Annotated in this window: 19 protein-coding genes; 11 read left to right on the top strand and 8 right to left on the bottom strand. The window is 50.2% G+C overall.

Annotation, left to right across the window (positions count from 1 at the left end; all coding sequences use genetic code 11):
* Window positions 1-57: 57 nt before the first annotated feature.
* Window positions 58-726 (bottom strand): carbonate dehydratase, encoded by a 669-nt coding sequence (can, locus tag GOU96_RS04815; protein ID WP_001114117.1) that lies wholly within the window; start codon window positions 724-726, stop codon window positions 58-60.
* Window positions 727-873: 147 nt separating this feature from the next.
* Between can and GOU96_RS04820 the strand changes: the two genes are divergently transcribed.
* The 3 genes from GOU96_RS04820 to GOU96_RS04830 all read left to right on the top strand — a co-directional run bounded on the left by GOU96_RS04820 (window position 874) and on the right by GOU96_RS04830 (window position 4,593).
* Window positions 874-2,520 carry a SulP family inorganic anion transporter gene (locus GOU96_RS04820; protein ID WP_113628433.1) on the top strand — a complete coding sequence of 549 codons (1,647 nt, stop codon included), beginning with the start codon at window positions 874-876 and terminating at the stop codon, window positions 2,518-2,520.
* 379 nt (window positions 2,521-2,899) lie between these two features.
* Window positions 2,900-3,817: an ABC transporter ATP-binding protein gene (locus GOU96_RS04825; RefSeq protein WP_000271066.1), complete on the top strand. Its 918-nt coding sequence runs from the start codon at window positions 2,900-2,902 to the stop codon at window positions 3,815-3,817.
* 5 nt (window positions 3,818-3,822) lie between these two features.
* Window positions 3,823-4,593, top strand: coding sequence for an ABC transporter permease (locus tag GOU96_RS04830; protein ID WP_000284379.1), 771 nt, complete (start codon window positions 3,823-3,825; stop codon window positions 4,591-4,593).
* 63 nt (window positions 4,594-4,656) lie between these two features.
* Here the strand turns inward: GOU96_RS04830 and panC are convergent, their stop codons facing one another.
* The 7 genes from panC to sfsA form a co-directional block, all read right to left on the bottom strand.
* The gene (gene panC / locus GOU96_RS04835) at window positions 4,657-5,538 is read right to left on the bottom strand and encodes a pantoate--beta-alanine ligase (RefSeq protein ID WP_267781949.1); all 882 of its coding nucleotides are present in this window, start codon (window positions 5,536-5,538) and stop codon (window positions 4,657-4,659) included.
* Window positions 5,539-5,548: 10 nt separating this feature from the next.
* Window positions 5,549-6,343, bottom strand: coding sequence for a 3-methyl-2-oxobutanoate hydroxymethyltransferase (gene panB, locus GOU96_RS04840; RefSeq protein ID WP_000724408.1), 795 nt, complete (start codon window positions 6,341-6,343; stop codon window positions 5,549-5,551).
* 2 nt (window positions 6,344-6,345) lie between these two features.
* The gene (gene folK, locus GOU96_RS04845; protein ID WP_000978980.1) at window positions 6,346-6,849 is read right to left on the bottom strand and encodes a 2-amino-4-hydroxy-6-hydroxymethyldihydropteridine diphosphokinase; all 504 of its coding nucleotides are present in this window, start codon (window positions 6,847-6,849) and stop codon (window positions 6,346-6,348) included.
* The gene (gene pcnB / locus GOU96_RS04850; RefSeq protein WP_267781946.1) at window positions 6,846-8,219 is read right to left on the bottom strand and encodes a polynucleotide adenylyltransferase PcnB; all 1,374 of its coding nucleotides are present in this window, start codon (window positions 8,217-8,219) and stop codon (window positions 6,846-6,848) included. The genes folK and pcnB overlap by 4 nt, the downstream gene beginning before the upstream one ends.
* A 90-nt stretch (window positions 8,220-8,309) precedes the next feature.
* Window positions 8,310-9,200: a tRNA glutamyl-Q(34) synthetase GluQRS gene (gene gluQRS / locus GOU96_RS04855; protein WP_001106431.1), complete on the bottom strand. Its 891-nt coding sequence runs from the start codon at window positions 9,198-9,200 to the stop codon at window positions 8,310-8,312.
* Between the two features lie 73 nt (window positions 9,201-9,273).
* The gene (gene dksA, locus GOU96_RS04860) at window positions 9,274-9,720 is read right to left on the bottom strand and encodes an RNA polymerase-binding protein DksA (RefSeq protein ID WP_000140367.1); all 447 of its coding nucleotides are present in this window, start codon (window positions 9,718-9,720) and stop codon (window positions 9,274-9,276) included.
* Window positions 9,721-9,844: 124 nt separating this feature from the next.
* On the bottom strand, window positions 9,845-10,579 hold the full coding sequence (sfsA, locus tag GOU96_RS04865) for a DNA/RNA nuclease SfsA (RefSeq protein ID WP_000545809.1): 735 nt from the start codon (window positions 10,577-10,579) through the stop codon (window positions 9,845-9,847).
* A gap of 273 nt (window positions 10,580-10,852) precedes the next feature.
* Here sfsA and GOU96_RS04870 point away from each other — a divergent pair, with 273 nt between their 5' ends.
* The 8 genes from GOU96_RS04870 to GOU96_RS04905 all read left to right on the top strand — a co-directional run bounded on the left by GOU96_RS04870 (window position 10,853) and on the right by GOU96_RS04905 (window position 24,765).
* Complete coding sequence (locus tag GOU96_RS04870; RefSeq protein WP_267781943.1) at window positions 10,853-12,178, top strand: alpha/beta fold hydrolase; 1,326 nt, start codon at window positions 10,853-10,855, stop codon at window positions 12,176-12,178.
* Between the two features lie 98 nt (window positions 12,179-12,276).
* Window positions 12,277-14,739, top strand: a complete 2,463-nt coding sequence (gene hrpB / locus GOU96_RS04875) for an ATP-dependent helicase HrpB (protein ID WP_267781940.1) — start codon at window positions 12,277-12,279, stop codon at window positions 14,737-14,739.
* The gene (gene mrcB, locus GOU96_RS04880; RefSeq protein ID WP_000197290.1) at window positions 14,736-17,069 is read left to right on the top strand and encodes a penicillin-binding protein 1B; all 2,334 of its coding nucleotides are present in this window, start codon (window positions 14,736-14,738) and stop codon (window positions 17,067-17,069) included. The genes hrpB and mrcB overlap by 4 nt, the downstream gene beginning before the upstream one ends.
* A 240-nt stretch (window positions 17,070-17,309) precedes the next feature.
* Window positions 17,310-19,601, top strand: coding sequence for a patatin-like phospholipase family protein (locus tag GOU96_RS04885; RefSeq protein WP_042989794.1), 2,292 nt, complete (start codon window positions 17,310-17,312; stop codon window positions 19,599-19,601).
* A 264-nt stretch (window positions 19,602-19,865) separates the two neighbouring features.
* Window positions 19,866-22,463: a bifunctional aconitate hydratase 2/2-methylisocitrate dehydratase gene (gene acnB, locus GOU96_RS04890; protein ID WP_000888585.1), complete on the top strand. Its 2,598-nt coding sequence runs from the start codon at window positions 19,866-19,868 to the stop codon at window positions 22,461-22,463.
* Between the two features lie 154 nt (window positions 22,464-22,617).
* Window positions 22,618-22,998 (top strand): YacL family protein, encoded by a 381-nt coding sequence (locus GOU96_RS04895; protein ID WP_000393917.1) that lies wholly within the window; start codon window positions 22,618-22,620, stop codon window positions 22,996-22,998.
* A 177-nt stretch (window positions 22,999-23,175) separates the two neighbouring features.
* Window positions 23,176-23,514, top strand: a complete 339-nt coding sequence (gene glnK / locus GOU96_RS04900) for a P-II family nitrogen regulator (protein ID WP_000767166.1) — start codon at window positions 23,176-23,178, stop codon at window positions 23,512-23,514.
* 21 nt (window positions 23,515-23,535) lie between these two features.
* A complete protein-coding gene (locus tag GOU96_RS04905) occupies window positions 23,536-24,765 on the top strand; it encodes an ammonium transporter (protein ID WP_267781937.1) in 1,230 nt (409 codons plus the stop codon).
* Window position 24,766 lies beyond the last annotated feature (1 nt).

Raw genomic sequence — 24,766 nt, forward strand, 5'->3', positions numbered from 1 at the left:
CAATAAAAGATTGCCGACAACGCCCACGCACTCGTGGGCGTTGCTCTTTGGAGATAATTAACGACACAGTAGGCGATGATTCGGATTGAGTATCTTCTCTAACGCTTTGTGGTAATTATCTTCCACTGCACTGCGTGACGCGCAGCGTACACCGAGATATTCCAGTCGGCCATCCTCGATACCGTAGACAAAACCGTGTACTTCTACTGCTTGTCCACGCTCCCAAGCATTCTGTAACACGGTTGAGTTAGCCAAGTTGTAGACTTGCTCGGCGACATTGATTTCTGCCAGTTTATCGGAGCGATCTTCGGCAGGCATCTGATCGAGATATTCACGATGTTTAAGGTAGTAATCGCGAATATGCAGTAACCAGTTATTGATTAAGCCAAGTTGTGGATTATCGATCGCCGCAGTAACCCCACCACACCCATAGTGGCCGCACACAATGATGTGTTTGACTTGCAGCACATCGACCGCGTACTGAACGACAGAAAGACAGTTGAGATCGGTATGGATAACTTGATTGGCAACGTTACGGTGGACAAATAATTCACCCGAGTAAAGGCCAGTGAGCCGTTCGGCTGGCACTCGGCTGTCTGCACATCCTATCCACAAAAAATCCGGGTTTTGCCCTTTAGCGAGTTTGGCAAAATATTCCGGAGTTTCTGCTTTGATCGATTCAGACCATTTTGAGTTGTTCTCAAAAAGTTGTTTAATTTCTGGCATCTTACTTCCCTTAAATAATTGCCAACAATATACACAATGTTACAAATTCAAGCTCATCTAATTTACTTTCTGCTTAACTCATCTGACGTGTTTTTACAACATTGGTTTTAAACTAGGGTCATTCGATGACACCTTAAGGAATAGTGCGTGTTTCAGGCTAGATTTGCGGATCTTAATTTACGTGGTGACCTGTTTGGTGGGGTAACCACCGCCATCATTTCACTGCCATTAGCGTTAGCGTTTGGGGTCGCTTCCGGTGCAGGAGCAGAGGCGGGTCTGTGGGGCGCCATTTTAGTCGGTCTTTTTGCCGCCTTATTTGGAGGCTCCTCCACTCTGATTTCAGAGCCAACAGGGCCGATGACGGTGATCATGACGGCGATTTTAACCGCCATGGTGGCACGTTACCCTGAATCGGGCGCGGCGATTGCCTTTACCGTTGTCATGATGGCCGGTGCATTTCAGATTTTGCTCGGTACTCTCAAGCTCGGTAAATACATTACGCTGATGCCATACAGCGTGGTTTCGGGCTTTATGTCTGGTATTGGGGTGATCCTGATTATTTTGCAACTCTCACCACTGCTCGGGCACCCTTCTCCTGGTGGCGGTGTGCTTGGGACTTTATCTGCGTTGCCCGATTTGCTCGCCAATTTAAAATTCAGCGAGCTGTTTTTAGGCTTACTCACCCTCGGAATTTTGTTTTTTTTACCACAAAAATACCGCAAGCAAGTTCCTGCTCAGCTGGTCGCTTTGGTCGTCGTGACCCTGTTTTCGGTGATTTTCTTTGATACTGATGATATTCGCCGGATTGGTGAAATCCCTGCAGGTTTACCGAGTATCGTCGTCCCTACTTTCACTAGCGATATTGTCGTGACCATGGTGATTGATGCCCTTGTACTCGGTACTCTGGGCTGTATTGATACGCTGTTAACGGCAGTCATTGGCGATTCTCTCACGCGTAAAGAGCATGATTCGGAGCGCGAGCTGCAAGGGCAGGGGATTGCCAATATGGTCGCGGGATTATTTGGTGCTTTACCCGGTGCGGGAGCGACCATGGGCACAGTCACCAACATTCAAGTGGGCGCTCGTTCGCCATTGTCTGGAGTGACTCGCGCTTTAATGTTGGCGCTGGTGGTGTTAGTCGCGGGTGGGTTGACTGAGCCAATCCCCATGGCGGTATTGGCCGGTATCGCGGTGTATGTTGGGGTGAATATCCTCGACTGGGCATTTATTCAACGTGCGCACAAAATCAGTCTGCAAGGTATGGCCATCATGTATGGCGTTATGTTGCTGACCGTTTTTGTCGATCTGATTGTAGCGGTTGGCCTTGGTGTGTTCATCTCCAACATTCTGGTTATTGAACGTTTAAGCCGTGAGCAGGCACGCCAAGTCAAGGCGATCAGTGACGCGGATGACGATGATGTGCCACTGACGGAGAGTGAACGTAAGCTGCTGGATAAAGCCAATGGTAAGGTGCTGTTTTTCTACCTATCAGGGCCGATGATTTTCAGTGTCTCGAAAGCCATTACGCGCCAGCACAGCAGTGTCGAACAATATCAAGCGATGATCCTCGATTTGACCGATGTCCCTATGATTGATGTCACCGTTGGTTTGGCGTTAGAAAACGCGATTCGTGATGCACAGGAAGCGCATTGTGAAGTCTATTTGCTCTGTCCTAATGAAAAAACGCGTGCCGAATTAGAAAAGTTTAAGGTCATAGATCTGGTTCCGGATCAGAATATGTTTACTTTCCGTTATGAAGCGCTTAATGCGGCAGTCAAACAGGTGAATACGTAACTCGGCGTTGATGGTGATGGCTGAAATGCCGCAGTCATGCGGCATTTTGTCTCTGACCTTTGAATGCAGGGCAAGCCTATATTAGCTATTTCTGTATTAATCATTGCCCTTAGCCAATATCCCCTTCCTACTTGAAGTTGCAGCGGTGTTGGCTACGTTTGCTCACCCCAATCACACAGTTTATCTATGCTCATGGGGATTATGAGATCCATCCTTGGCTCTCACCAAAGGCCAGCCGATGGCTGTGCAAATTTGTTCCAGACAAATTTGTCACTTACTTGCCGCCTAGCTGCAATTCCAAGTAGTTTTGGTATAAAGGGTTGAAAAAACGCCATAAAAGCGCAACATCCTTGTTGTTATTGATAACAAGGTTCCTACCATGTACGCACTGGAAATAGAACAACTTAGAAAAACCTATGCTGGTGGCTTTGAAGCCCTCAAAGGCATTAGTCTACAAGTCAAAAAAGGCGATTTTTACGCTCTGCTGGGACCCAATGGTGCGGGGAAGTCGACCACCATTGGCATCATCTCATCGCTGGTCAATAAAACCTCCGGCAAAGTCACAGTATTTGGTTACGATCTCGATTCACAGCTGGAACTTGCCAAACAGCAACTTGGTTTGGTGCCGCAAGAGTTTAACTTCAACCCCTTTGAAACAGTCGAGCAGATTGTTTTGCAGCAAGCCGGTTACTATGGCGTACCGAAAGCGTTAGCCAAAGAGCGCGCGAAAAAGTACCTGACTCAGCTCGATTTGTGGGAAAAACGCAGCGAACGAGCAAGAAACCTCTCTGGCGGCATGAAGCGCCGTTTGATGATTGCGCGCGCTTTAATGCATGAGCCGCAACTGCTGATTCTTGATGAGCCAACCGCTGGCGTTGATATCGAACTGCGCCGCTCCATGTGGGAGTTTCTCAAGCAAATCAACGCGCAAGGGGTGACGATCATTCTCACCACTCACTATCTCGAAGAAGCGGAAATGCTCTGTCGCCACATTGGCATCATTCAACGCGGGGAATTGATTGAAAACACCACCATGAAATCTCTGCTTGGTAAGTTGCACGTTGAGACGTTTGTTCTCGATGTGGATGGCAACGCACCCATTGCACCGCTGCAAGGAGTGGTTAAACAGCAGATGGTGGAAGGCTCGCTGGAGATTGAATTAGAAAAAAGCCAAGGGATCAACCATGTGTTTACCCAACTTACCGAACAAGGGGTGAAAGTGCTGTCGATGCGCAACAAAGTGAACCGTTTGGAAGAGCTGTTTGTCAGCATAGTCAACAGTGGTAAGCGAGGTTAATCAGCATGTATCAAATTTATTGGACGGCATTTTGTAGTCTGCTCGGCAAAGAAATTAACCGGTTTACCCGTATTTGGGTGCAAACTTTGGTTCCACCCGCCATCACTATGACGCTGTACTTCATCATCTTCGGTAATTTGATTGGCTCTCGAATCGGCCAGATGAACGGTTTCAGCTACATGGAGTACATCGTGCCCGGCCTCATTATGATGTCGGTGATCACCAACTCTTATTCCAATGTGGCGTCCTCTTTCTTTAGCTCTAAGTTTCAAAAGAACATTGAAGAGCTGTTAGTCGCTCCTGTGCCAAACTATGTGATTATCGCGGGTTACGTGATGGGTGGTGTCGCGCGTGGATTGTTGGTGGGGGCTATGGTGACGGCGGTTTCACTATTGTTTGTCGATTTGCAGGTCGATCATTGGGGCATCATTATTGCCACGGTATTTTTAACCTCGGTGGTGTTTTCACTCGGTGGATTGATTAACGCGGTGTTTGCCAAAACGTTTGATGATATCTCAATTGTCCCGACCTTCGTGCTGACGCCGCTGACTTACCTTGGTGGGGTATTTTATTCGATTAGCTTGCTGCCGGAGTTTTGGCAAGGTGTCTCGAAGATCAATCCGATTGTCTACATGGTCAATGCGTTCCGCTACGGTTTCCTTGGCGTGTCGGATGTGGATATCACCACCTCGTTTGCGGTGCTGTTCGTGTTTGTTGCCGCGCTGTATGCGGTGGCACACTATTTAGTGACTAAAGGAAAAGGGCTGCGCAGCTAATCAGGCAATCGATATAGAAAAGGTCAACCGAGGTTGACCTTTTTTGATCCAGAGACAAGAGGATTATTCTTCTTCGCTACTGGCTTTGGTGTCGGTTTGCAGATCGAGAACTTGGTTATCAATCAAACGCACTTTACCGAGGAAAGCGGACATCAGGATCACGGCTTGCTTACTGTCACTGCTGATGGGTAGCAGAGTACGTGCATCACGGATGAAGATTTCATCTGGCTCTAAATCGGCCGCACGCAACTGATCCACTGCATCTTCAATGATTGATGGATAATCATCACGACCACCACGAATGGCGCTACTGATCCAGCGCATAGTGCGCGCCAAAACGGGCGCACGTTGGCGCTCATCCAGCGTCAGCAAATTATTACGTGAACTCATGGCAAGGCAATCTAACTCACGTACGGTCGCTACGCCGACAATCTCAATATCCATGCACAAGTCTTCCACCATTTGACGGATCACCGCCAATTGCTGGAAATCTTTTTCGCCAAAGCAAGCGACATCTGGCTGCACAATGTTAAACAGTTTAGTGACAATGGTCGCGACGCCACGGAAATGTCCCGGACGCGATGCGCCTTCGAGCATGTAAGAGAGCCCTGGCACTTCAACAAAGGTCTGCTTATCCAACCCTTGTGGGTACATGGTTTCGGGTGTCGGCGTTAAAACCAGATCAACCCCTTCGCCGTTGAGTTTGCTCAGGTCTTCTTCAAGCGTACGTGGGTAATTTTTCAAATCTTCTGCGCGATCAAACTGCATCGGATTGACGAAAATACTCACCACGACGACGTCAGCGAGCTCACGAGCTTTACGAACCAGGGTTAAATGGCCTTCATGTAAATTACCCATGGTCGGTACAAAAGCGACGCGGCGACCTTCGCGCTTGATCTGTTTGATCTGCTCGCGAAGAACGGCGATGTCAGCAAAAACTTGCATGTATGACTCCTTAGGCAATGGTGTGGGCGAGATCGGGAAACGCGCCACTGGCAACATCTTCGATATATTTGGCAACGGCTTGGCGAATATCGCCAGTCTCAGCCAAGAAATTTTTCGAGAATTTTGGCATGTAGTTCGCCGAAATTCCAAACATATCGTGCATCACCAAAATTTGGCCGTCAGTACCATTACCCGCGCCAATACCTATTACGGGAACATCCAAAATTTGAGTAATTCGGTTGGCGAGTTCGGCTGGAACGCACTCTAGCAGGACAATTTGTGCGCCCGCTTCTTGCAGAGCCAACGCATCACGTACCATGCGATCCGCTTTATCTTGCTCGCGGCCTTGTACTTTGTAGCCACCAAAAATATTGACCGACTGCGGCGTTAAACCGAGGTGAGCACACACAGGCACCGCACGTTCAGTCAACATTTTTACGGTGTCGACTAACCAATCGCCACCTTCAATTTTCACCATATTCGCACCAGCGCGAACCAGTTTGGCCGCGTTTTCACACGCTTGTTCTGGTGTGGCGTAGCTCATGAAAGGCATGTCAGCCATCAGCAGACAATTGGGGCTGCCTTTACGCACACAGCGGGTGTGATACGCAATGTCATCCACCGTCACGGGTAAGGTGTCGGCTTCTCCTTGTAACACCATGCCAAGTGAATCACCGACCAATAAGACGGGCATTTCTTGGCTCTCAAATAACTGAGCAAAACTCGCATCATAAGCGGTTGATGTAGCAAATTTGCGACCTTCCTGCTTCCATTTCATCAGGTCGTTTATGGTAATTTTTTTCATGTTTAGTCCTTACTCGACGTTGGCGAGTGCCAAATGCTGAGCCCATTGAGCGGTACTTGTTGCAATAACGCTTGGATTTCAGTCCCGTCTGGGAGGGTTAAATTTGGTGCGATTTCCGCGAGCGGGTAAAGCACGAATTCACGTACTTTCATTCCATAGTGAGGAATGGTGAGGCGCTCGGTCTCTATCACCTCATTGCCGTAAAGCACAATATCGAGATCGAGGGTTCTCGGTCCCCATCGTTCGCTTTTACGGACACGCCCCTGTTCTAGCTCAATGCGTTGTGTGCAATCGAGCAATTCCAGTGGCGTTAATTCGGTTTCGATGGCGGCAACAGCGTTGATGTAATCAGGCTGATTTTGCGGCCCCATCGGAGTGCTGCTATAGAGCGATGAAGCCGCGATAAGGCGCGACTTCGGTATGAGAGTAAGCTGTTGTATGGCCAGTTGTGCTTGGGCGACGGGATCGCCCAAATTACTGCCAATCGCAATGTAGGCAAGCATCATTCGCTGGATTTACTCTTGGATTTGTTGCGGGATGGTTTACGGCGGCGAGCACCAGATTTGCTGCTGCCCGTTGCATTATCGATATCACCCACCATGGCTTGGCGCATATTGCGTCCCGCGCTTTGGAAGGTGGCCCACCATTCCGCCAATTGTTTGGTTTCACCGCCTTCAATTTCGCCACGCATTTCGAGGAAATCAAAGCCTGCACGGAACTTGTTCAGTTCAAGTAGACGGAAGGCTCGTTTACCACTGCGACGGGGTAAGCGCTGCTGCAACTGCCAGATATCACGAATGGTGGTGGTATGGCGACGCGGGATCGCGATGCGTTTGACCACTTCATCCAAGATTCGGTTGCTGGCTTCGGTCATTGCATCAAATTCATTTAGGTTGAGCGATTCCATTAAGCGATCCGCGAGATCAATCATCGGATACCACAGCATGGCGGCAAACATAAAGGCCGGATTGATGCGCAGATCTTCTTCAACTCGAATGTCGGTCGCATCCAGCACCAAATCCAACATCTGCTCGGTTTTTGAACTGTGATCGGCGGTAAAATGCTCGGCGATGGTTGGAAAAAGCTGCTGGAACAGATTGTATTGACGCATTAAATGGTAGGTTTCTAAACCATGACCTGCTTGCAGCATTTTGAGCGACTCCTCGTAGAGGCGAGCCGCAGGAATGTCACGCAGCAATGGCGCAAGTTGCTCAATCGGCGCCGCAGTATCTTCTTCGATATCAAAATCGAGTTTGACCGCAAAACGCACCGCGCGCAGCATGCGTACCGGATCTTCACGATAACGCGTTTCCGGATCGCCAATCAGGCGCACCAAACGATCTTCCAGATCTTCCATGCCGCCGGCATAGTCGTGGATGCTGTAGTCTGCAATGTTGTAATACATGGCATTGATGGTGAAATCGCGGCGCTCGGCATCTTCATCAATCGTGCCGTACACGTTATCACGTAGCAGCATACCCGCTTCGGATTGTGCAGCGATATTTTGGCTCTGACTCGACTCTTGATGATGGCCACGGAAAGTGGCGACTTCGACGATGTCGCGTCCAAACATAATGTGCGCGAGACGGAAACGGCGGCCAATCAGACGGCAGTTGCGAAACAGTTGGCGCAACTGCTCTGGCGTGGCGTTGGTGGCCACATCAAAGTCTTTCGGCTTGCCACCCAGAAGTAAATCACGCACACCGCCGCCGACCAGAAAGGCCTCAAACCCCGCACCATGCAGACGATAGAGCACTTTCAGCGCATTTTCGCTGATCTGCTGACGCGAGATAGGGTGTTCCTGACGCGGAATGATGGTCAAAGCTAAGTCTGGATATGTGCGAGTGTTGCTCGGTTCAAAATCGTTATTATTCATGTGCTTCTGACAATGATTGCTGTTGCCGCTGTAAGCGCTACGCTGCTTAATTTGACGCTCAAACGGACGGAATTTGGCGCTAATAATAGCTTAAGCAGGACCATTTGAGAATCTTGGTGTGATCTCGATCGCTTCCGGTAGCTGGCTCACCTGCCAATGTTGGCAGCCCCAAGCCAGCATTTGCTCTGCGCTGGCATCGGAAAAATCCGTGGGCAGCGTAAAGCCTAAAAACTGCATCGCATGGGAAATGGTCTGCCGAGGCGCGGTTGGGTCAATGGCCGGAGCGTGATTCTGTTTCGAGAGTTTATTCCCGTTCCCATCCATCGCCAAAGGCAAATGTAAGTAGCTGACCGGCTTTTGTTTTAAAGTGTGATACAAGCTGATTTGCCGCCCTGTTGGTTCTATCAAATCGGCGCCGCGTACCACCTGAGTCACGCCTTGATCAATATCATCCAGCACCACAGCAAGATTGTAAGCAAACAGACCATCTCGGCGTTTAATAATGAAATCTTCTTCTGCTAATGCCTTGGGTATGGTGATGGTGCCGTGTTTCAAATCAATGAATTGTTGCACCGGATTATCCATTCGTAGCCGAATCGAGCAGTCTTGCTGCCGCGCTGGCGGATGGATTTTGCAGTGGCCGTTATAAAAGCCGCCCATGGCTTTGATGGCTTTTCGGGTGCACTGGCAGTAGTAAGCTTGACCTGTGCTTAGCCAAGCATCGATTTGATCTTGGTATAAGGCGTGACGCTGGCTTTGGTAAACCACAGTGCCATCCCAGTGCAGGCGGTAGGCTTCTAATGTACGCAAAATGTGCGCGGCTGCTCCCGGCATTTCCCGGGGCGGATCGAGATCTTCAATACGGACCAGCCAAGTTCCTTGTTGTGCTTTGGCTTGGAAATAGCTTCCCAACGCCGCAATCAAAGAACCAAAATGTAATGGACCAGAAGGAGAGGGGGCGAAGCGACCAATATAGTTCATAGGGCGATTTACCTTTCAAATGCAAAGAAACAAGAAAAGGGAGCTTGTGCTCCCTTTTCCTTACTGTTCCATCTTAGCCAAGCATTTGCTTTTCTTTGATTTCAGCCAGTGTTTTGCAATCGATACAGAGATCGGCTGTTGGGCGCGCTTCTAAACGGCGAATACCGATTTCCACACCGCACGATTCACAGTAACCGAAATCCTCTTCTTTGATCTTGTCGAGGGTCTTTTCGATTTTCTTGATCAAACGGCGCTCGCGGTCACGGTTACGCAGTTCTAAGCTGAACTCTTCTTCTTGAGAAGCTCGGTCAACAGGGTCTGGGAAGTTGGCTGCTTCATCCTGCATGTGGTGAACGGTACGGTCCACTTCTTCTCTCAGTTGGTTGCGCCACGCTTCCAAAATCTTTGTAAAATGTGTGATTTGCCCAGGTGACATATACTCTTCACCCGGCTTCTCCTGATATGGCTCAACACCAGCAATGGCTAGGATGCCTAGCGTTTTCTTTTTAGACTCTGTCATACAGATCTCCTACTAACCCTAGTCAACTGCGAGAGCAGTTAAATTTAAGGCGGGTATCTATAGCAAAAAGAAGTGGGGGAGGCAAACAATCGAAGGTAAAGTTATCGTCAATGTGAAGACACCATCAATTTTTTGTCACTTGATGGGCAAATTTGACCTCAGATACCATTCGGATCTCGTGTTTTGAAAGTGACGCTTTGTAGCACAACACTTCCACTCCGGCTTCTTGTGCCGCTTTTAGTAACTGTGAATAGTTCGCGTCTATATGGAGAGCGGGAGCGACTTTTTCAATCCCTGAATGCAAAACGGCAAATAAAAGTATCGACCTGCTTCCATCTTTAGCGACTTCCGCCAGCTCACGCAGATGCTTCTGACCACGGGTTGTCACCGCATCAGGAAAATAACCTTGCCCTTTATCGCCTTGAATCTCATCCAAAAGAGTGACGCTTTTTACTTCTATAAAGCAGTGTGGTTGAGAATCTGACTTTAGCAAGATATCGATACGGCTATTTTCATGGCCGTACTTCACCTCCGTACTGAGTGCTTCATAACCCCGCAGTTGTGGGATCTCTCCTGCCAAAATCGCTTCGACCACCAATGCGTTGGCTCGCGCGGTATTCACGCAAATCCAGTGACCTGCTTGGGTCTGCGTCAGTTCCCAACTGTGGGCGTATTTGCGTTTTGGATTATCCGATGTAGAAAACCACACCGTACTGCCCGGCTCGGCGCAGCCAGTCATGGCGCCCGTGTTCGCACAGTGCATGGTGATCACCGAACCATCTTCCAGCGCGACATCGGCCAAAAAGCGTTTGTAACGTTTGAGTAAGGTGCCTTTTTGCAGAGGTGGGGAAAAGTGCATGTTTCTCTTCTTATTCATAGCCAATGGCGAAGGCATTTAAACATACTCTAGTGGCTTTTGTCACAATCGCCATCCCCTTCCTATTGGAAGCGGTAGCTATGGTGTTTCAAGCTGTTAAAGGTTGATGCCATCGAGAGGTTAGCGGCAGGTGAGAAAGTCCCTCATTCCGCCTCTGGTGAAGCATTGAAGTTGAACATATAATGGCCGCCCGCCCGAGTCTGGGTATCTGTTTTTTGGTAAGATTCCTTGCGTAAGTTTTTGAAAAATATAGCCATGTTTAAGGTTGTATTGCTGGCTATTCTCGCGTTGTCAATTTGGTCTACCCGTATTCCCGATATGCCCTATCATCAAGTCACGCCTGAGTTGAGTCGGTCTGATTTCCATGTGATTGAATTTAATGATGAGGGTGAAATGCACTTGCCTGGGCAATACGACATGTTGAAGGCGAGGTTAGCCAAAAACCCAGGGGCGGAACTGCTGATTTTTATTCACGGTTGGCACCATAATGCGGCGCCCACGGACGATAATTTTGTCGCGTTTCAACGTTTTCATCGCCAGATGGCGAAGACCAATCCTGGCCTCATCGGGCTGTATATCGGTTGGCGGGGGGATCAGTACGATCCCTTGTGGTTGGATGGTTCAGACGATCCTGAAAGTCGAGTGGAAGCATTGGATTTTCCGACCATATTAACCAGCAAGCAGGTGGCGCGAAGAGTTGGCGAGCATGGGGTGAGAAAGCTGCTGAGTTCGCTGGATGAACTGCATCGTCAAGGAACGCTAGGGCGCTATATTTTAGTTGGGCACAGCTTGGGTGGTGTGGTTGCGCTACACGCCCGCAAACAGGCGATTTTGGATAATCTGGCCGCAGGTCGCGGTGAAACCCATTTAACGGTGCTTTTAAATCCCGCTGCCTCTGCCAAAGAGTATCAGCCGCTGGATAAGTGGTTGAGTCCAGACGGTTTTGGTCCATCCATGCTGGTGTTGCAGTCCAAAACCGATTTTGCGGTACGTGAGGCCTTTAACTGGATCAAAGATGGCGAGCGCGCCGTGGGTAACTCTTGGGCAATCACTCATGATGTGGACCCGTGCTCGGGGCGTGATTGTAATAAAGTGGTCAAAATCCCTCAGTGGCTGCTTGAGCACGATGCGAAACCCGGTTGCATGCAGGTATTGGAAGGGGCTGGCTGGAAAATTCGCGCCAGATTGCACGCCCGCAAAACCGTACAAAGTTGCGAAGATGCCAATCGTCAGGCGGTGTGGGTACTTGCTGTGGCCGATGGTGTGATTGCTGGTCATAACGGCATTTTAACGGATGATCAGGCATTAGCTTTGAATGCTTGGATGAAGTCTAAGCTCACGGCAGCAACCGAAGTTGTTCCTACTGAAGCCGTGGCGGAGCCCAGTGTTATCTCTCCCCATCTTAGCGATGAGCCTGTGCTGCCGAGCATGGAAAACATACCCACAGAGGTTGCAACTGAGCCGCTTTCAAGTGCGGTAGAGCTTGAGCCACAAGAGAGTGAGAGTGCTGTGCCAGCGAGTTCTGAACCCACGCTTGAGGCACCTTTGATTGCCCAACCGGAAGAGAGAGCACCACAGTAAGTTTTTTGTCTGCTGCGCCTCTTGATAGGAATGCACTTTGGGCACGGACTCCGTTTTATGTACAATGGCGCGGCCATTTAACCTTGTAGGAAGCGCCCTTGTCACCACTGCCCATTATTGAGGTGATGCCGAAGCTGTTGTCCGGTATCACCAACTCTCCACAACTCATCCTCAAAGCCGCGCCCGGTGCCGGTAAGTCCACCTACTTTCCGTTGCAGTTACTGCAAGCGGGGCTGTTCCACGGCAAAATTCTTATGCTGGAGCCACGGCGTTTGGCGGCGCGTAATATTGCCCGCTATTTGGCGCAGCAACTGGGGGAAGAGGTTGGGCAGCGTGTCGGGTATAGGGTGCGCGGTGAAAACCGAGTCAGCCGTGCCACTCAGTTGGAGATTGTGACGGAAGGCATCATGACGCGCATGTTGCAAAACGATCCTGAGCTGGATGGGGTAGATGTGCTGATTTTCGATGAGTTTCATGAGCGCAGCATTCACGCTGATACTGCCTTGGCGTTGGCGCTCGAAGTGCAGTCTGCGCTGCGGGAAGATTTAAAAATCGTGGTGATGTCGGCCACACTCGATCAGCAAGCTTTGCAAAACTTACTGCCGCAAGCGAGTTATGTCGAATCGCAAGGGCGCGGTTTCCCGATAGAGATTCGCTATCAACCTCTGCACCCTGATGAGCCTTTGGTGGCGGCGATGCAGCGACAAATTCGTCATCTTCTGCAGCACGAAACGGGCTCATTGCTGGCCTTTTTGCCCGGTGCCGCCAGCATCAACCAGTTAACCGAACAGTTAAGCGATTTGGCTAGCGAGGTTGAAATCTGCCCTTTGTATGGACAGATGGAGTTCGCCGCGCAGCAGCGCGCAATTGCTCCCACTGCGGCGGGGCGGCGCAAAGTGGTCTTGGCGACCAATATTGCTGAAACTTCGCTGACCATCGAAGGCATTCGCATAGTGCTTGATAGTGGGCTTGAACGCAGTGCGCGTTTTGATCTCAAAACCGGCATTACTCGCCTTGAACAAGTGCGGATTGCTCAATCCTCTGCCGAGCAGCGGGCAGGGCGTGCCGGACGTTTAGAGCCGGGGATTTGCGTGCGCTTATACAGCGAAGCGCAGCTTAAGCAGCAGCCTTGGGTGTCAGAGCCCGAAATGCTACATACTGACTTAGCGCCACTGGCATTAGAACTCGCGCAATGGGGCGCGCAGCCGAGCGATTTGGCTTGGTTGAATTTGCCACCGAGCAGTGCGTTTGCGCAGGCGCAGCAACTTTTGCAGCGTCTTGGGCTTTTGGATGCACGCACGCAACTCACAGCGGCGGGTAAAGAGGCACATTTACTGGGCGTTGAGCCGCGGATTGCCGCGATGCTGCTGAGTGCCGATCGCTTAGGTGAGTCGGCCTTGCAAAGTGCTTTAGCGTTGGCGGTGTTACTTGAAGAGCCTGAACGGCAAGTGATTGATGTACAACATAGCTTGCACCGCTGGCAGCAAGGTCGTCATCCTAAACAAAAACTGCTGATCCAACGTGCCCAATCTTTGGCGCACAAACTCGATACGGCATTTTCACTCTCCTCGGTTGATTCAGCATGGCTGCCTTTAGTGGCGTGTTTGGCCTTTCCAGATCGAATTGCCCAGCAGCGCGGCCAACAAAAAGGGCAATTTTTACTCGCCAATGGCCATGGCGCTTGGCTGGCGGTGGAAGAGCGTTTGTCCGCCGCCGATTATCTGGTCGCCTTGGATTTGATGCGCGGCCAAACCCAAGCGAGTCAAATATTCAGTGCCCTTGAGCTGGATATCCACGCGCTTGAGCGCCTATTGCCAGCGCTGATTTCTCGGGTTGAACAAGTGGATTGGGATGAAAAAGCCGGCCGCTTGAGCGCGGAAGCGCAGTGGCGAATCGATCAATTGGTGCTTCGTCGTGAAAAGCTGCCAGAACCCGATAAACAAAAAATGACACAAGCTTTGCTGAGCTATGTACGGCGCAAAGGCTTAACAGTGTTACAGTGGAGCGAAGACGCGAGCGAGTGGCTTGCCCGTGCACGCTGCGCCGCCGAATGGCTGCCAGAAGAAGCGTGGCCAGCCTTGGACGATGAAACGCTACTGGCGCACCTCGAACTGTGGTTAGAGCCGTATTTAGCCGGCGTAACCTCAGTGAAAGGTTTGCAGAGTGTCTCCGTGTTGCAAGCGCTGAAGCACTATCTTGGCTGGGAGCTCAGTCAGCAGCTTGACGAGTGGCTGCCAACCCATCATCTGCTACCAACGGGGAATCACAAAAAAATCCGTTATCAGTTAGGGATGGAGCCTACGCTCTCGGTGCGCATGCAGGAAGTGTTTGGCGAGCAAAGTTCGCCACGCGTTGCCAAAGGGACGCGCGCCGTGGTGATGGAACTGCTTTCCCCCGCGCAGCGACCGTTGCAAGTTACCCGCGATCTCGCCAGTTTTTGGGCGGGCGCGTACAAAGAAGTGCAAAAAGAGATGAAAGGCCGCTACCCGAAACACGTGTGGCCGGATGATCCTGCCAATCATGTGGCAACCAGTAAAACCAAACGACAATTGAACGCATGACGAGAAAAAGTAGTAACAGATCGCGTGGCCGTAAAGCGCGCAGTGGTAAAAGTGCCTCTTCCTCCAAGCTGCAAATCTGGCTGGGAAGGATTTGGAGTATCGGCTGGAAATTAGCGCTGACGCTGGCCGCAGTGCTGGTTTTTATTGGTATCTATCTCGATTCGATGATCAAACAGCGCTTTGAAGGTCAGCTGTTTGATCTGCCGACCGTGGTCTATGCCCGTATTTTAACGCTTGAGCCCGGCAACGGCCTCAGTTTGCAAGAACTGCGCAATGAGCTCGATGTCCTCAATTACCGCAAAGTGGCACAGCCCCGTTTTCCCGGTGAGTACGCGTCTTCTTCCAGTCGAATTGAGCTGATCCGCCGTCCGTTTGAATTCGCGGATGGGCCAGAGCCGGATCGCCGAGTGATGCTCACCTTTGATGGCAGTGGTTTGAACAAAATCGAATCATTAGAGCAAAAACGCGAGCTAGGCTACCTGCGTTTAGAGCCAAAACTGATGGGCATGCTGGAAAAAGATTCGCCGGAGCAGCGACTCTTTTTACGTCGCGATCAATTCCCCGAAGTGTTGGTTGATGCGCTCTTAGTCACCGAAGATCGTGATTTTTATCAGCACGATGGCGTATCACCACTTGCGATTGGTCGCGCTATGGTGGTCAACCTTAAAGCGGGGCGCACGGTGCAAGGGGGCAGTACCTTGACCCAGCAGCTGGCTAAAAACATCTTCCTTTCTAGTGATCGCACCTTGTGGCGTAAGCTGCGCGAAGCCTATATGGCGCTGATCATCGATTATCGTTACAGCAAAGATCGTATTCTTGAAGCCTATCTTAACGAAGTTTATTTAGGGCAAAGTGGCGCAGATGCGATCCACGGTTTTGGTCTGGCTTCACGGCTCTATTTTGGCCAGCCGCTGCAAGAGCTACGGATTGATCAATTGGCATTGTTGGTTGGCATGGTTAAAGGGCCTTCTTATTACAACCCGATGCGTTATCCCGAGCGCGCTCGCGAGCGGCGCGATCTGGTGCTGAAACTGATGATGGAGCACGATATTCTGACGGCGCAAGAGTACCAGCAAGCGGTAACTCGTCCGTTGGATGTGCAGAAAACCGCGCAAATCGCTAGCCGTCAGCCAGCGTATTTCCAGCAAGTTTCTATTGAGCTGAAAGAAAAACTGGGCGACAAATTTAAAGCGGATTCAGGATTACGGGTGTTTACCTCGCTCGATCCGGTTTCGCAGTCCAAACTCGAGCAAGCGATCCACGATCAGATCCCGCAATTAGCGAAAACCGCAGGCAAAGATCTCGAAGCCGCTGCGATCGCTGTGGATCGTCATAGTGGCGAAATTCGTGCCATGGTCGGCGGTAAGCGAACCGGTTACGATGGTTTTAACCGCGTGCTCAATGCCAGTCGACAGATTGGTTCACTGGTGAAACCAGCGGTGTATCTCACGGCGTTAGCACATCCCGATCAGTACAACCTAGCCACTACACTGGAAGATAAACCCCTCACCTTAAAAGGTAGTGAAGGCAGCGCGTGGACACCACGAAACTACGATCGTCAATATCGTGGAGAAGTGCCATTGTATATGGCGCTCGCTCAATCACTGAATGTACCTACGGTATCGTTAGGCATGAAACTGGGGATTGGACAAGTGTCAGAGACCTTAGGACGCCTTGGTGTCAATCGTGATGAGATTCGACCTGTGCCGTCTATGTTGCTTGGTTCGTTCTCGCTCACTCCATATCAAGTGGCGCAGATGTACCAAACGTTGACCAACTCCGGCAAAAAAGCGCCTCTCTCAGCGCTGCGTTCGGTGCTCGATCTGGAAGGTAATGTGCTGTATGAATCTCTGCCGAGAGTATCACAAGCGGTGGATCAACAAGCCGCTTGGCTGACGACTTACGCGATGAAACAAGGGGTGCAAGAGGGGACGGGACGTTACTTGAATGCGCAGTTCAGCAGTGCAGCACTGGCGGGGAAAACCGGGACCACTAACGATAACCGTGACAGTTGGTTTGTGGGGGTCGATGGCCGTGAAGTGACCACCATTTGGCTTGGCCGCGATGATAACCAGCCAACGAAGCTCACTGGCGCGAGTGGGGCATTACGTGTTTATGCGCAGTATTTGAAATATCGCATTCCAGAGAAATTACAGTTACCTTGGCCAGAAGGCATAACGACCTTTGGCTTTGCCAAGCAGACGCAAGGTGGATTGAAACTCGACTGTGATAATGCGTTTAAACTGCCTATTTGGGACAATCAACAGCAGTTAAAACAGCAGTGTGAAAACCGTCCGACCGAGTGGATCAAAAAGCTGTTTGAGTGGTAGCACCCTCGTGGGCGCGGCGTTGTCGTTGCACTGACGACAACGTCTGCTTTGCTTCTGTGGGCATAGTTTTCTCTTTTCTTGCTACTTGCTGCGGCAGCCGTGTTGGCGAGGTTTCTTCACTCCAATCATAGCGACTGTCTATGCGCTTTGTGATGCGTTCACTTGCCGTCTGCCTGTAACTCCCCATAGTTTGGGTATATATTGGTTTGATTCTTAAGGATTTCGAGGATAACTCACGTGATGAAATGGGCGGTATCATTCAGCGTAGTCGTAGGGATAGTGTTTGCCCCATTGGCCTTGGCACAAGAAGCCCAAGCTCAAGTCGCCAAACGACCTAAAATCGCGTTAGTTCTGGCGGGGGGCGGTGCCAAAGGCGCCGCGCACATGGGGGTGCTGCGAGCCTTGGAAGAGATGCACGTCCCCGTCGATATCATCACAGGTACCAGCATGGGTGCTTATGTGGGTGGGTTATACGCAACAGGAATGAGCGCAGAGGAGATTGAAGCGCTGATTTATAGCGTGGATTGGAACCGAGGTTATCGAGATCGTGTCGATCGTAGCCAGCGCCGAGTCCGTGACAAAGAGTATGAAGATCGCTACCAAATCACCACAGATCTCGGCCTACACTGGGGGGAAGTGCGCGCGCCAAAAGGCGTAGTGCAAGGACAAAACATGCTGCGCATGTTGCGTGAAACCACTGGCAATCTTCCCGCCTTCGATTCTTTTGATCAATTGGTGATCCCGTATCGCGCGGTAGCGACCGATATTATTCACCTTCAAGAAGTCGTGCTTGATAAAGGCTTTTTGGTGGATGCCATGATGGCCAGCATGTCAGTACCCGGCGCGTTACCACCTTATGAAATTGACGGTTTATGGCTGGTGGATGGTGGTGTCACCAATAACATGCCGGTTGAGGTCGCGCGTGCGATGGGGGCAGATATTATCATCGCGGTCGACATCAGCACCGACTACAAAAGCCAAGAGGATTTCACCAATCTCTTTACGGTTGCAGACCAGCTTTCGAACTATTTGGTTCGCCGCAGCACGGAAAGACAGAGCGATCATTTGACCTCGCGCGATCTGCTGCTGCGTCCACCCGTGGGCAAAATGGAGACCATGGAGTTCGACAAAATGCCGGCGGCGTTTGCGATGGGCTACCAAGAAGCGATGGATAATCAGGCTTTTTTCAAGAACATTGCTCTGAGTTCAGCGCAATATCAAGCGTATGTGGATGAGAAAGAAGAGCGGCGTAAAACCTTGCGCTATGGTGATAATGTTCAGGTGGACGAAATTGTTCTGCAAAACAACACCCACTACAGCGATCTGCTATTACTGAACCGACTCAATTTAGAACCCGCGCAAAAGCTCAGCACCGAAGAGATTGAAGCCAGCATAGAAGATCTCTATGCCCTAGATCGCTTCGAATTGGTGCGTTATCAATACGAACAACTCGATGACCAACAACAACTGGTGGTCGATGTGCGTGAAAAGTCTTGGGGGCCCAATTACGTCAATTTCCGCTTCTTTTTAGAAGATGATTTTGATACTGAAAGTCAGTATGCCCTTGGGGTTTCCACCAATTTTACAGACATCAACTCACACGGTGCTGAGCTGGCTCTGAATATGGATATGGGGACCGACAAGCTGATCGAAGCTGAGCTTTATTCGCCACTGTTATCGGGACAAAAAACATTTACGACGGCACTGCTGCATTTCAGTAACGAGCGGCGAAATGCGCCTTTGGCAGGCTTTGATGACACCTCTCTCGCGGCTACGGAGAATTACTTACCCGTCACTTATTCCGAATGGGTTGCCGAACTGGCGCTCGGCTATCAAATCGAGTTATGGCGAGAAATAAAACTCGGTGCACGCTACAGCAAAGGCAATGGCGAAGCTTCTTCATTACCGGTTTTTGGGGATTTTTCCTTCCAGCGTCGCGGGGTGTTTTTTGATTATCGACACGACACCTTGGATGACTTTAGTTTGCCTCAACAAGGCATCTATTTTGACTTGGAATATCTGATCTCTAAAGACAGTTTTGACGGTAGCAATCCCCTTTCTGGAGATGCCCTCTCTTCCGATACCGTATCGGAGCTGTCTGGGCGATTGATCGCTGCGCACACCTTTTCACGCCATACTTTAGTCGCAAACTTGGATATGGGGGTGGTGAAAAGTAAACACTCATCTACCCCGATTGATCCGAAAAGCATCGGTGGTTTTCTCAACTTGTCGGGCATCCCCCGCAATAGCTTGATTGGTCAAAACAAGCTGTATGGAAACCTCGTTTACCGTTACCGCTGGTTTGATAATGACTTTGGCATGTTCACGTCCCCCGTCTACTTAGGGGCATCGATTGAATACGGTGGCGTCTGGTCTGATCCCGATTTGCGTTTGCAAGATGCGCCTTTGTATGGCGCAGGTTCGATCTTCGCTGGGGTGAATTCGCCGATTGGGCCGATTATGTTTGGCTATGGTCGCACCGAGCAGAATTATGACTCGATCTATTTCATTATTGGTACCACATTTAAATAGCGAGAGCTTGAGATGGGTGGGGTTTGCGCGCTTTTCACTCAGTGAGAAAGCTAAAACTTTAGTCTCAAGTTGCTATGTTGGTCAAAATGATGAGATTTTAATTTATCGTTAAACTTGCTATTCTGACGCCCACAGTTTGGCCTCTATGGCGCTGTTTCTCAGTCAATTTGAGTGAAAACAAGGGCTAGGGAGAGCCAAGTTTCCAAGGATGTTCGCTCGTATTTTTATAATCAACTGGGTGAACCGCAATGAGAGGAAAAAGTCGTGCTTGAAGCCTACCGTAAACACGTCGCAGAGCGTGCCGCTGAAGGAGTTGTACCTAAACCCCTAGACGCAGAGCAAGTCGCAGGACTTGTCGAACTTCTGAAAAATCCCCCACAAGGTGAAGAAGCTTTCATTCTTGACCTACTTGAAAATCGCATTCCTCCGGGTGTCGATGAAGCGGCTTACGTGAAAGCAGGTTTCTTGACGGCCGTTGCGAGAGGCGAGGTCGCATCTCCGTTGGTGAGTCGTGAAAAAGCGGCGGAGTTACTCGGTACCATGCAAGGCGGCTACAACATCGAACCGCTGATTGAATTACTGGACGATAGCGCGCTGGCTCCGATTGCCGCCAAAGCGCTGTCTCATACCCTCTTGATGTTTGATAACTTCTACGATGTGGAAGAAAAAGCCAAAGCGGGCAACCCATTTGCGAAACAAGTACTGCAATCTTGGGCTGATGCAGAGTGGTTCCTATCTAAGCCGGCACTGCCTGAAAAAGTGACCTTAACTGTATTTAAAGTGACGGGGGAGACCAACACGGACGATCTCTCTCCAGCGCCTGATGCATGGTCACGTCCTGATATCCCTGTACACGCATTAGCCATGCTGAAAAACGCGCGCGATGGCATTGAGCCGGATGTACCGGGTAAAGTTGGCCCGATCAAACAGATCGAAGCACTTAAAGCCAAAGGTCACCAACTGGTTTACGTGGGTGATGTGGTCGGTACCGGTTCATCACGTAAATCGGCAACCAACTCAGTGTTGTGGTTTATGGGAGACGATATTCCTAATGTGCCTAATAAGCGCACGGGCGGATATGTGCTTGGCGGTAAAATCGCTCCAATCTTCTTTAACACCATGGAAGATGCTGGCGCTCTGCCTATCGAAGTGGATGTCTCTAAGCTCAATATGGGCGATGTGATCGACGTTTACCCATTTGAAGGCAAAGTGTGTAACCACGCGACGGGCGAAGTACTGGCGACTTTCAAACTGAAAACCGATGTCCTGTACGATGAAGTGCGTGCGGGTGGTCGTATTCCGCTGATCGTTGGACGTGGCCTGACGGATAAAGCGCGTCACGCATTAGGTCTGGAAGCGTCAAAAGAGTTTCGTCGCCCTGTGGCGGTTGCAGATAGCGGTAAAGGTTATACGCTGGCTCAGAAAATGGTGGGTAAAGCGTGTGGTGTACAAGGCATTCGCCCAGGCACTTACTGTGAACCTAAGATGACGACCGTCGGTTCGCAAGATACCACAGGCCCAATGACGCGTGATGAATTGAAAGATTTGGCCTGTCTTGGTTTCTCTGCCGATTTAGTGATGCAGTCTTTCTGTCATACCTCGGCTTATCCAAAGCCTGTCGATGTGCAGACTCACCACACATTACCTGATTTCATCATGAACCGTGGCGGTGTTTCACTGCGTCCGGGCGATGGTGTTATCCACTCATGGTTAAACCGCATGCTACTGCCAGATACAGTCGGTACTGGTGGTGACTCGCATACTCGTTTCCCATTGGGTATTTCTTTCCCAGCAGGTTCTGGTCTGGTGGCGTTTGCGGCCGCGACTGGGGTAATGCCGCTGGATATGCCTGAATCGGTTCTGGTGCGCTTTAAGGGTAAGATGCAGCCGGGGATCACGTTGCGTGATCTGGTGCATGCCATCCCTTATTACGGCATCAAGCAAGGTCTGCTCACGGTAGAAAAAGCAGGTAAGATCAACGAATTCTCCGGTCGTATCCTAGAGATCGAAGGGGTTGAACACCTGACGGTTGAGCAGGCGTTTGAGTTGTCTGATGCATCCGCAGAACGTTCAGCGGCAGGTTGTACCGTGAAGCTGTCACAAGCGTCGATTGAAGAGTACCTCAACTCGAACATCGTGATGTTGAAGTGGATGATTGCTGAAGGTTATGGCGATCGCCGTACTATTGAGCGCCGTATTCAAGCGATGGAAGCTTGGTTAGCTAACCCAACACTGATGGAAGCGGACAAAGATGCCCAGTACGCGCATGTGATTGAGATTGATCTTGCTGAGATCAAAGAGCCAATCCTATGTGCGCCAAACGATCCAGACGATGCTCGTCTGCTTTCTGAGTGTGCGGGGGAAACCATCAATGAAGTGTTCATCGGCTCTTGTATGACCAACATCGGGCACTTCCGCGCGGCGGGTAAATTGCTTGAAAAATTCAATGGCCAATTGAATACCCGTTTATGGGTCGCTCCGCCAACCAAGATGGATCGTGACCAACTGATTGAAGAAGGTTACTACGGTATTTTCGGTCGTGCTGGCGTGCGTATCGAAACGCCGGGATGTTCGTTGTGTATGGGTAACCAAGCACGCGTAGCGGACAAAGCAACCGTGATGTCGACTTCAACGCGTAACTTCCCGAACCGTTTGGGCACAGGGGCTAACGTTTACCTCTCTTCTGCTGAATTAGCGGCAGTGGGAGCGATTTTGGGTCGAATCCCAAGCGTAGCGGAGTACATGGATTACGCGAAGCAGATTGATGCGGCGGCTGCGGATACCTACCGTTACCTCAACTTCCACCGTATGGGTCAGTACACCAGTAAAGCAGATTCGGTCATTTTCCAAGAACCTGCATAAGCAGAGTGATTGAATCCTCTTTTAAAGCCGCGCTTGTCGCGGCTTTATTGTGGGTATTTTTCGGTCGGTTTACTTTGCGGGTCATCACTTGTCTAAGTATCGTGAAGGGGTTTGCGATATACTCGCGCCATTGTGGATCGGTGGAGTGTTCACCATGGAATTTGAATTTATTAAAAATACCCTGCTCGGTGAGTATGCGGTGCGATGCAATATGGAGCACCAAATCGTCGGGCGATGGCTACAAGAAGAGATTGGCCAAGACTTAGCCAAACTTAAACACGTATTAACGCTGATCGATAAGGCAGAACAATCACCAGCCCAAGAGTTTTTATGGACGGGACGTGAAATCTCATTACTGGTGCAAGGCGATGAAATCACAGTGCAAGAGAATGCGCTGGCTTATGAGAGTGAGCATGAATTAGAAACCGATTTTGCTCTCTATGACAGCGAAAGTATTGCCGCCTGTGGGCGAGAAGACTTTGTGGCCTTACTGACGCAGTGGCAAAGTTTTATTCAAAATCAGGGTAGGTTCTAATCCATCCTGCTCATACGTTGTGCGTTATTGTTGGGAAAAGGCTGCACCGAATCGGTGCGGCCTTTTGTTTTTTTACTCAACAAATGCCTATATATCCATAAAAATCATTAAGTTAAAAAGTTGGCACGCCCTTTGGATAATGAGGAGTAAATGGACGACTGCTTCAGAGAGGAAGAGATGAAACTGATTAACGCAATCATTAAACCATTCAAATTGGATGATGTTCGCGAAGCGCTGGCGGATGTTGGGATTGAGGGGATGACGGTGTCTGAAGTGAAAGGCTTTGGACGTCAAAAAGGACACACTGAACTGTACCGCGGTGCTGAGTATCAGGTCGATTTTCTCCCTAAAGTCAAAATTGAAATTGCGACTCAAAGCGACAATGTCGATCGCGTAGTTGAAGCGATCATTAAGGCGGCGCACACCGGAAAGATCGGTGATGGCAAAATTTTTGTGTATGACCTAAGCCAAGCGGTGCGTATCCGTACTGGCGAAATGGATTCAGAAGCCCTTTAAATTCAAGGATGAGATTTGATTATGGAACTATCAATCACAGTTACTGAGCTGCGTTACGCACTCGATACATTTTTCTTCCTGATCTCAGGAGCGCTCGTTATGTGGATGGCGGCAGGTTTCGCTATGTTGGAAGCGGGTTTGGTTCGCTCCAAGAACACCACCGAAATTTTGACGAAAAACTTTGTTCTGTATGCGATTGCTTGTACCACCTATTTGATCGTCGGCTACAACATCATGTATGTCGATAACACGGAAGGAGGCTGGTTGCCTTCGTTTGGTGCGCTGATTGGCTCACAGGCCGATGGTGCTGACCACTCGCTCGAATCGGACTTCTTCTTCCAAGTGGTGTTTGTGGCGACCGCGATGTCTGTCGTCTCTGGTGCCGTCGCAGAACGGATGAAACTCTGGGCATTTTTGATTTTCTCCGCAGTATTGACCGCGTTCATCTATCCCGTTGAAGGTTACTGGACTTGGGGCGGTGGCTTCCTTTCAGCGGCAGGATTTAGTGATTTCGCAGGTTCCGGCATTGTGCATTTAGCGGGAGCTTCAGCGGCATTAGCAGGCGTTCTTCTGCTCGGGGCTCGTAAAGGCAAATACGGCAAAAACGGCGAAATTTATCCAATTCCCGGTTCCAACATGCCATTGGCCACACTCGGTACGTTTATTCTGTGGTTTGGCTGGTTTGGCTTTAACGGCGGCTCACAGTTGATGGTGTCGGATTTTGAAAATGCGACGTCCGTGGGCAAAATTTTCCTCAATACCAATGCGGCTGCGGCGGCAGGGGCTATCGCTGCACTTTTAGTGTGTAAAACCACTTGGGGTAAAGCGGATCTCACCATGGTACTGAACGGTGCATTAGCGGGCTTAGTGGCGATTACGGCCGATCCTCTCTCTCCTTCACCGCTTTATTCGGTAGCGATTGGCGCAGTATCTGGCTCTCTGGTGGTGTTTAGCATTATTGGTCTCGATAAGCTGAAAATTGATGATCCAGTGGGGGCGATTTCCGTCCATGGCGTGTGTGGTTTCTTCGGTCTGATAGTGGTACCACTGAGCAACGCTGATGCAACCTTTGGCGCACAATTACTTGGTGCTGCGGTGATCTTCGCATGGGTGTTTGGTGCAAGTCTGGTGGTTTGGGGCGTGCTTAAAGCGACGATGGGGATCCGCGTCTCTGAAGAAGAAGAGATGGAAGGGATGGACATGCACGATTGTGGTGTCGGTGCTTACCCAGAGTTTGTTACTGTTAAGTGAA

It is taken from the genome of Vibrio sp. R-1 (assembly GCF_035615595.1).
Classification (GTDB): Bacteria; Pseudomonadota; Gammaproteobacteria; order Enterobacterales; family Vibrionaceae; genus Vibrio; species Vibrio cholerae.

Bases quoted from the DNA above. Each gene is read 5' to 3' on its own strand.
- can (WP_001114117.1), bottom strand. From the start codon at position 726: ATGCCAGAAATTAAACAACTTTTTGAGAACAACTCAAAATGGTCTGAA.
- GOU96_RS04825 (WP_000271066.1), top strand. From the start codon at position 2,900: ATGTACGCACTGGAAATAGAACAACTTAGAAAAACCTATGCTGGTGGC.
- GOU96_RS04830 (WP_000284379.1), top strand. From the start codon at position 3,823: ATGTATCAAATTTATTGGACGGCATTTTGTAGTCTGCTCGGCAAAGAA.
- panC (WP_267781949.1), bottom strand. From the start codon at position 5,538: ATGCAAGTTTTTGCTGACATCGCCGTTCTTCGCGAGCAGATCAAACAG.
- panB (WP_000724408.1), bottom strand. From the start codon at position 6,343: ATGAAAAAAATTACCATAAACGACCTGATGAAATGGAAGCAGGAAGGT.
- folK (WP_000978980.1), bottom strand. From the start codon at position 6,849: ATGATGCTTGCCTACATTGCGATTGGCAGTAATTTGGGCGATCCCGTC.
- pcnB (WP_267781946.1), bottom strand. From the start codon at position 8,219: ATGAATAATAACGATTTTGAACCGAGCAACACTCGCACATATCCAGAC.
- gluQRS (WP_001106431.1), bottom strand. From the start codon at position 9,200: ATGAACTATATTGGTCGCTTCGCCCCCTCTCCTTCTGGTCCATTACAT.
- dksA (WP_000140367.1), bottom strand. From the start codon at position 9,720: ATGACAGAGTCTAAAAAGAAAACGCTAGGCATCCTAGCCATTGCTGGT.
- sfsA (WP_000545809.1), bottom strand. From the start codon at position 10,579: ATGCACTTTTCCCCACCTCTGCAAAAAGGCACCTTACTCAAACGTTAC.
- GOU96_RS04870 (WP_267781943.1), top strand. From the start codon at position 10,853: ATGTTTAAGGTTGTATTGCTGGCTATTCTCGCGTTGTCAATTTGGTCT.
- mrcB (WP_000197290.1), top strand. From the start codon at position 14,736: ATGACGAGAAAAAGTAGTAACAGATCGCGTGGCCGTAAAGCGCGCAGT.
- GOU96_RS04885 (WP_042989794.1), top strand. From the start codon at position 17,310: ATGAAATGGGCGGTATCATTCAGCGTAGTCGTAGGGATAGTGTTTGCC.
- GOU96_RS04895 (WP_000393917.1), top strand. From the start codon at position 22,618: ATGGAATTTGAATTTATTAAAAATACCCTGCTCGGTGAGTATGCGGTG.
- glnK (WP_000767166.1), top strand. From the start codon at position 23,176: ATGAAACTGATTAACGCAATCATTAAACCATTCAAATTGGATGATGTT.
- GOU96_RS04905 (WP_267781937.1), top strand. From the start codon at position 23,536: ATGGAACTATCAATCACAGTTACTGAGCTGCGTTACGCACTCGATACA.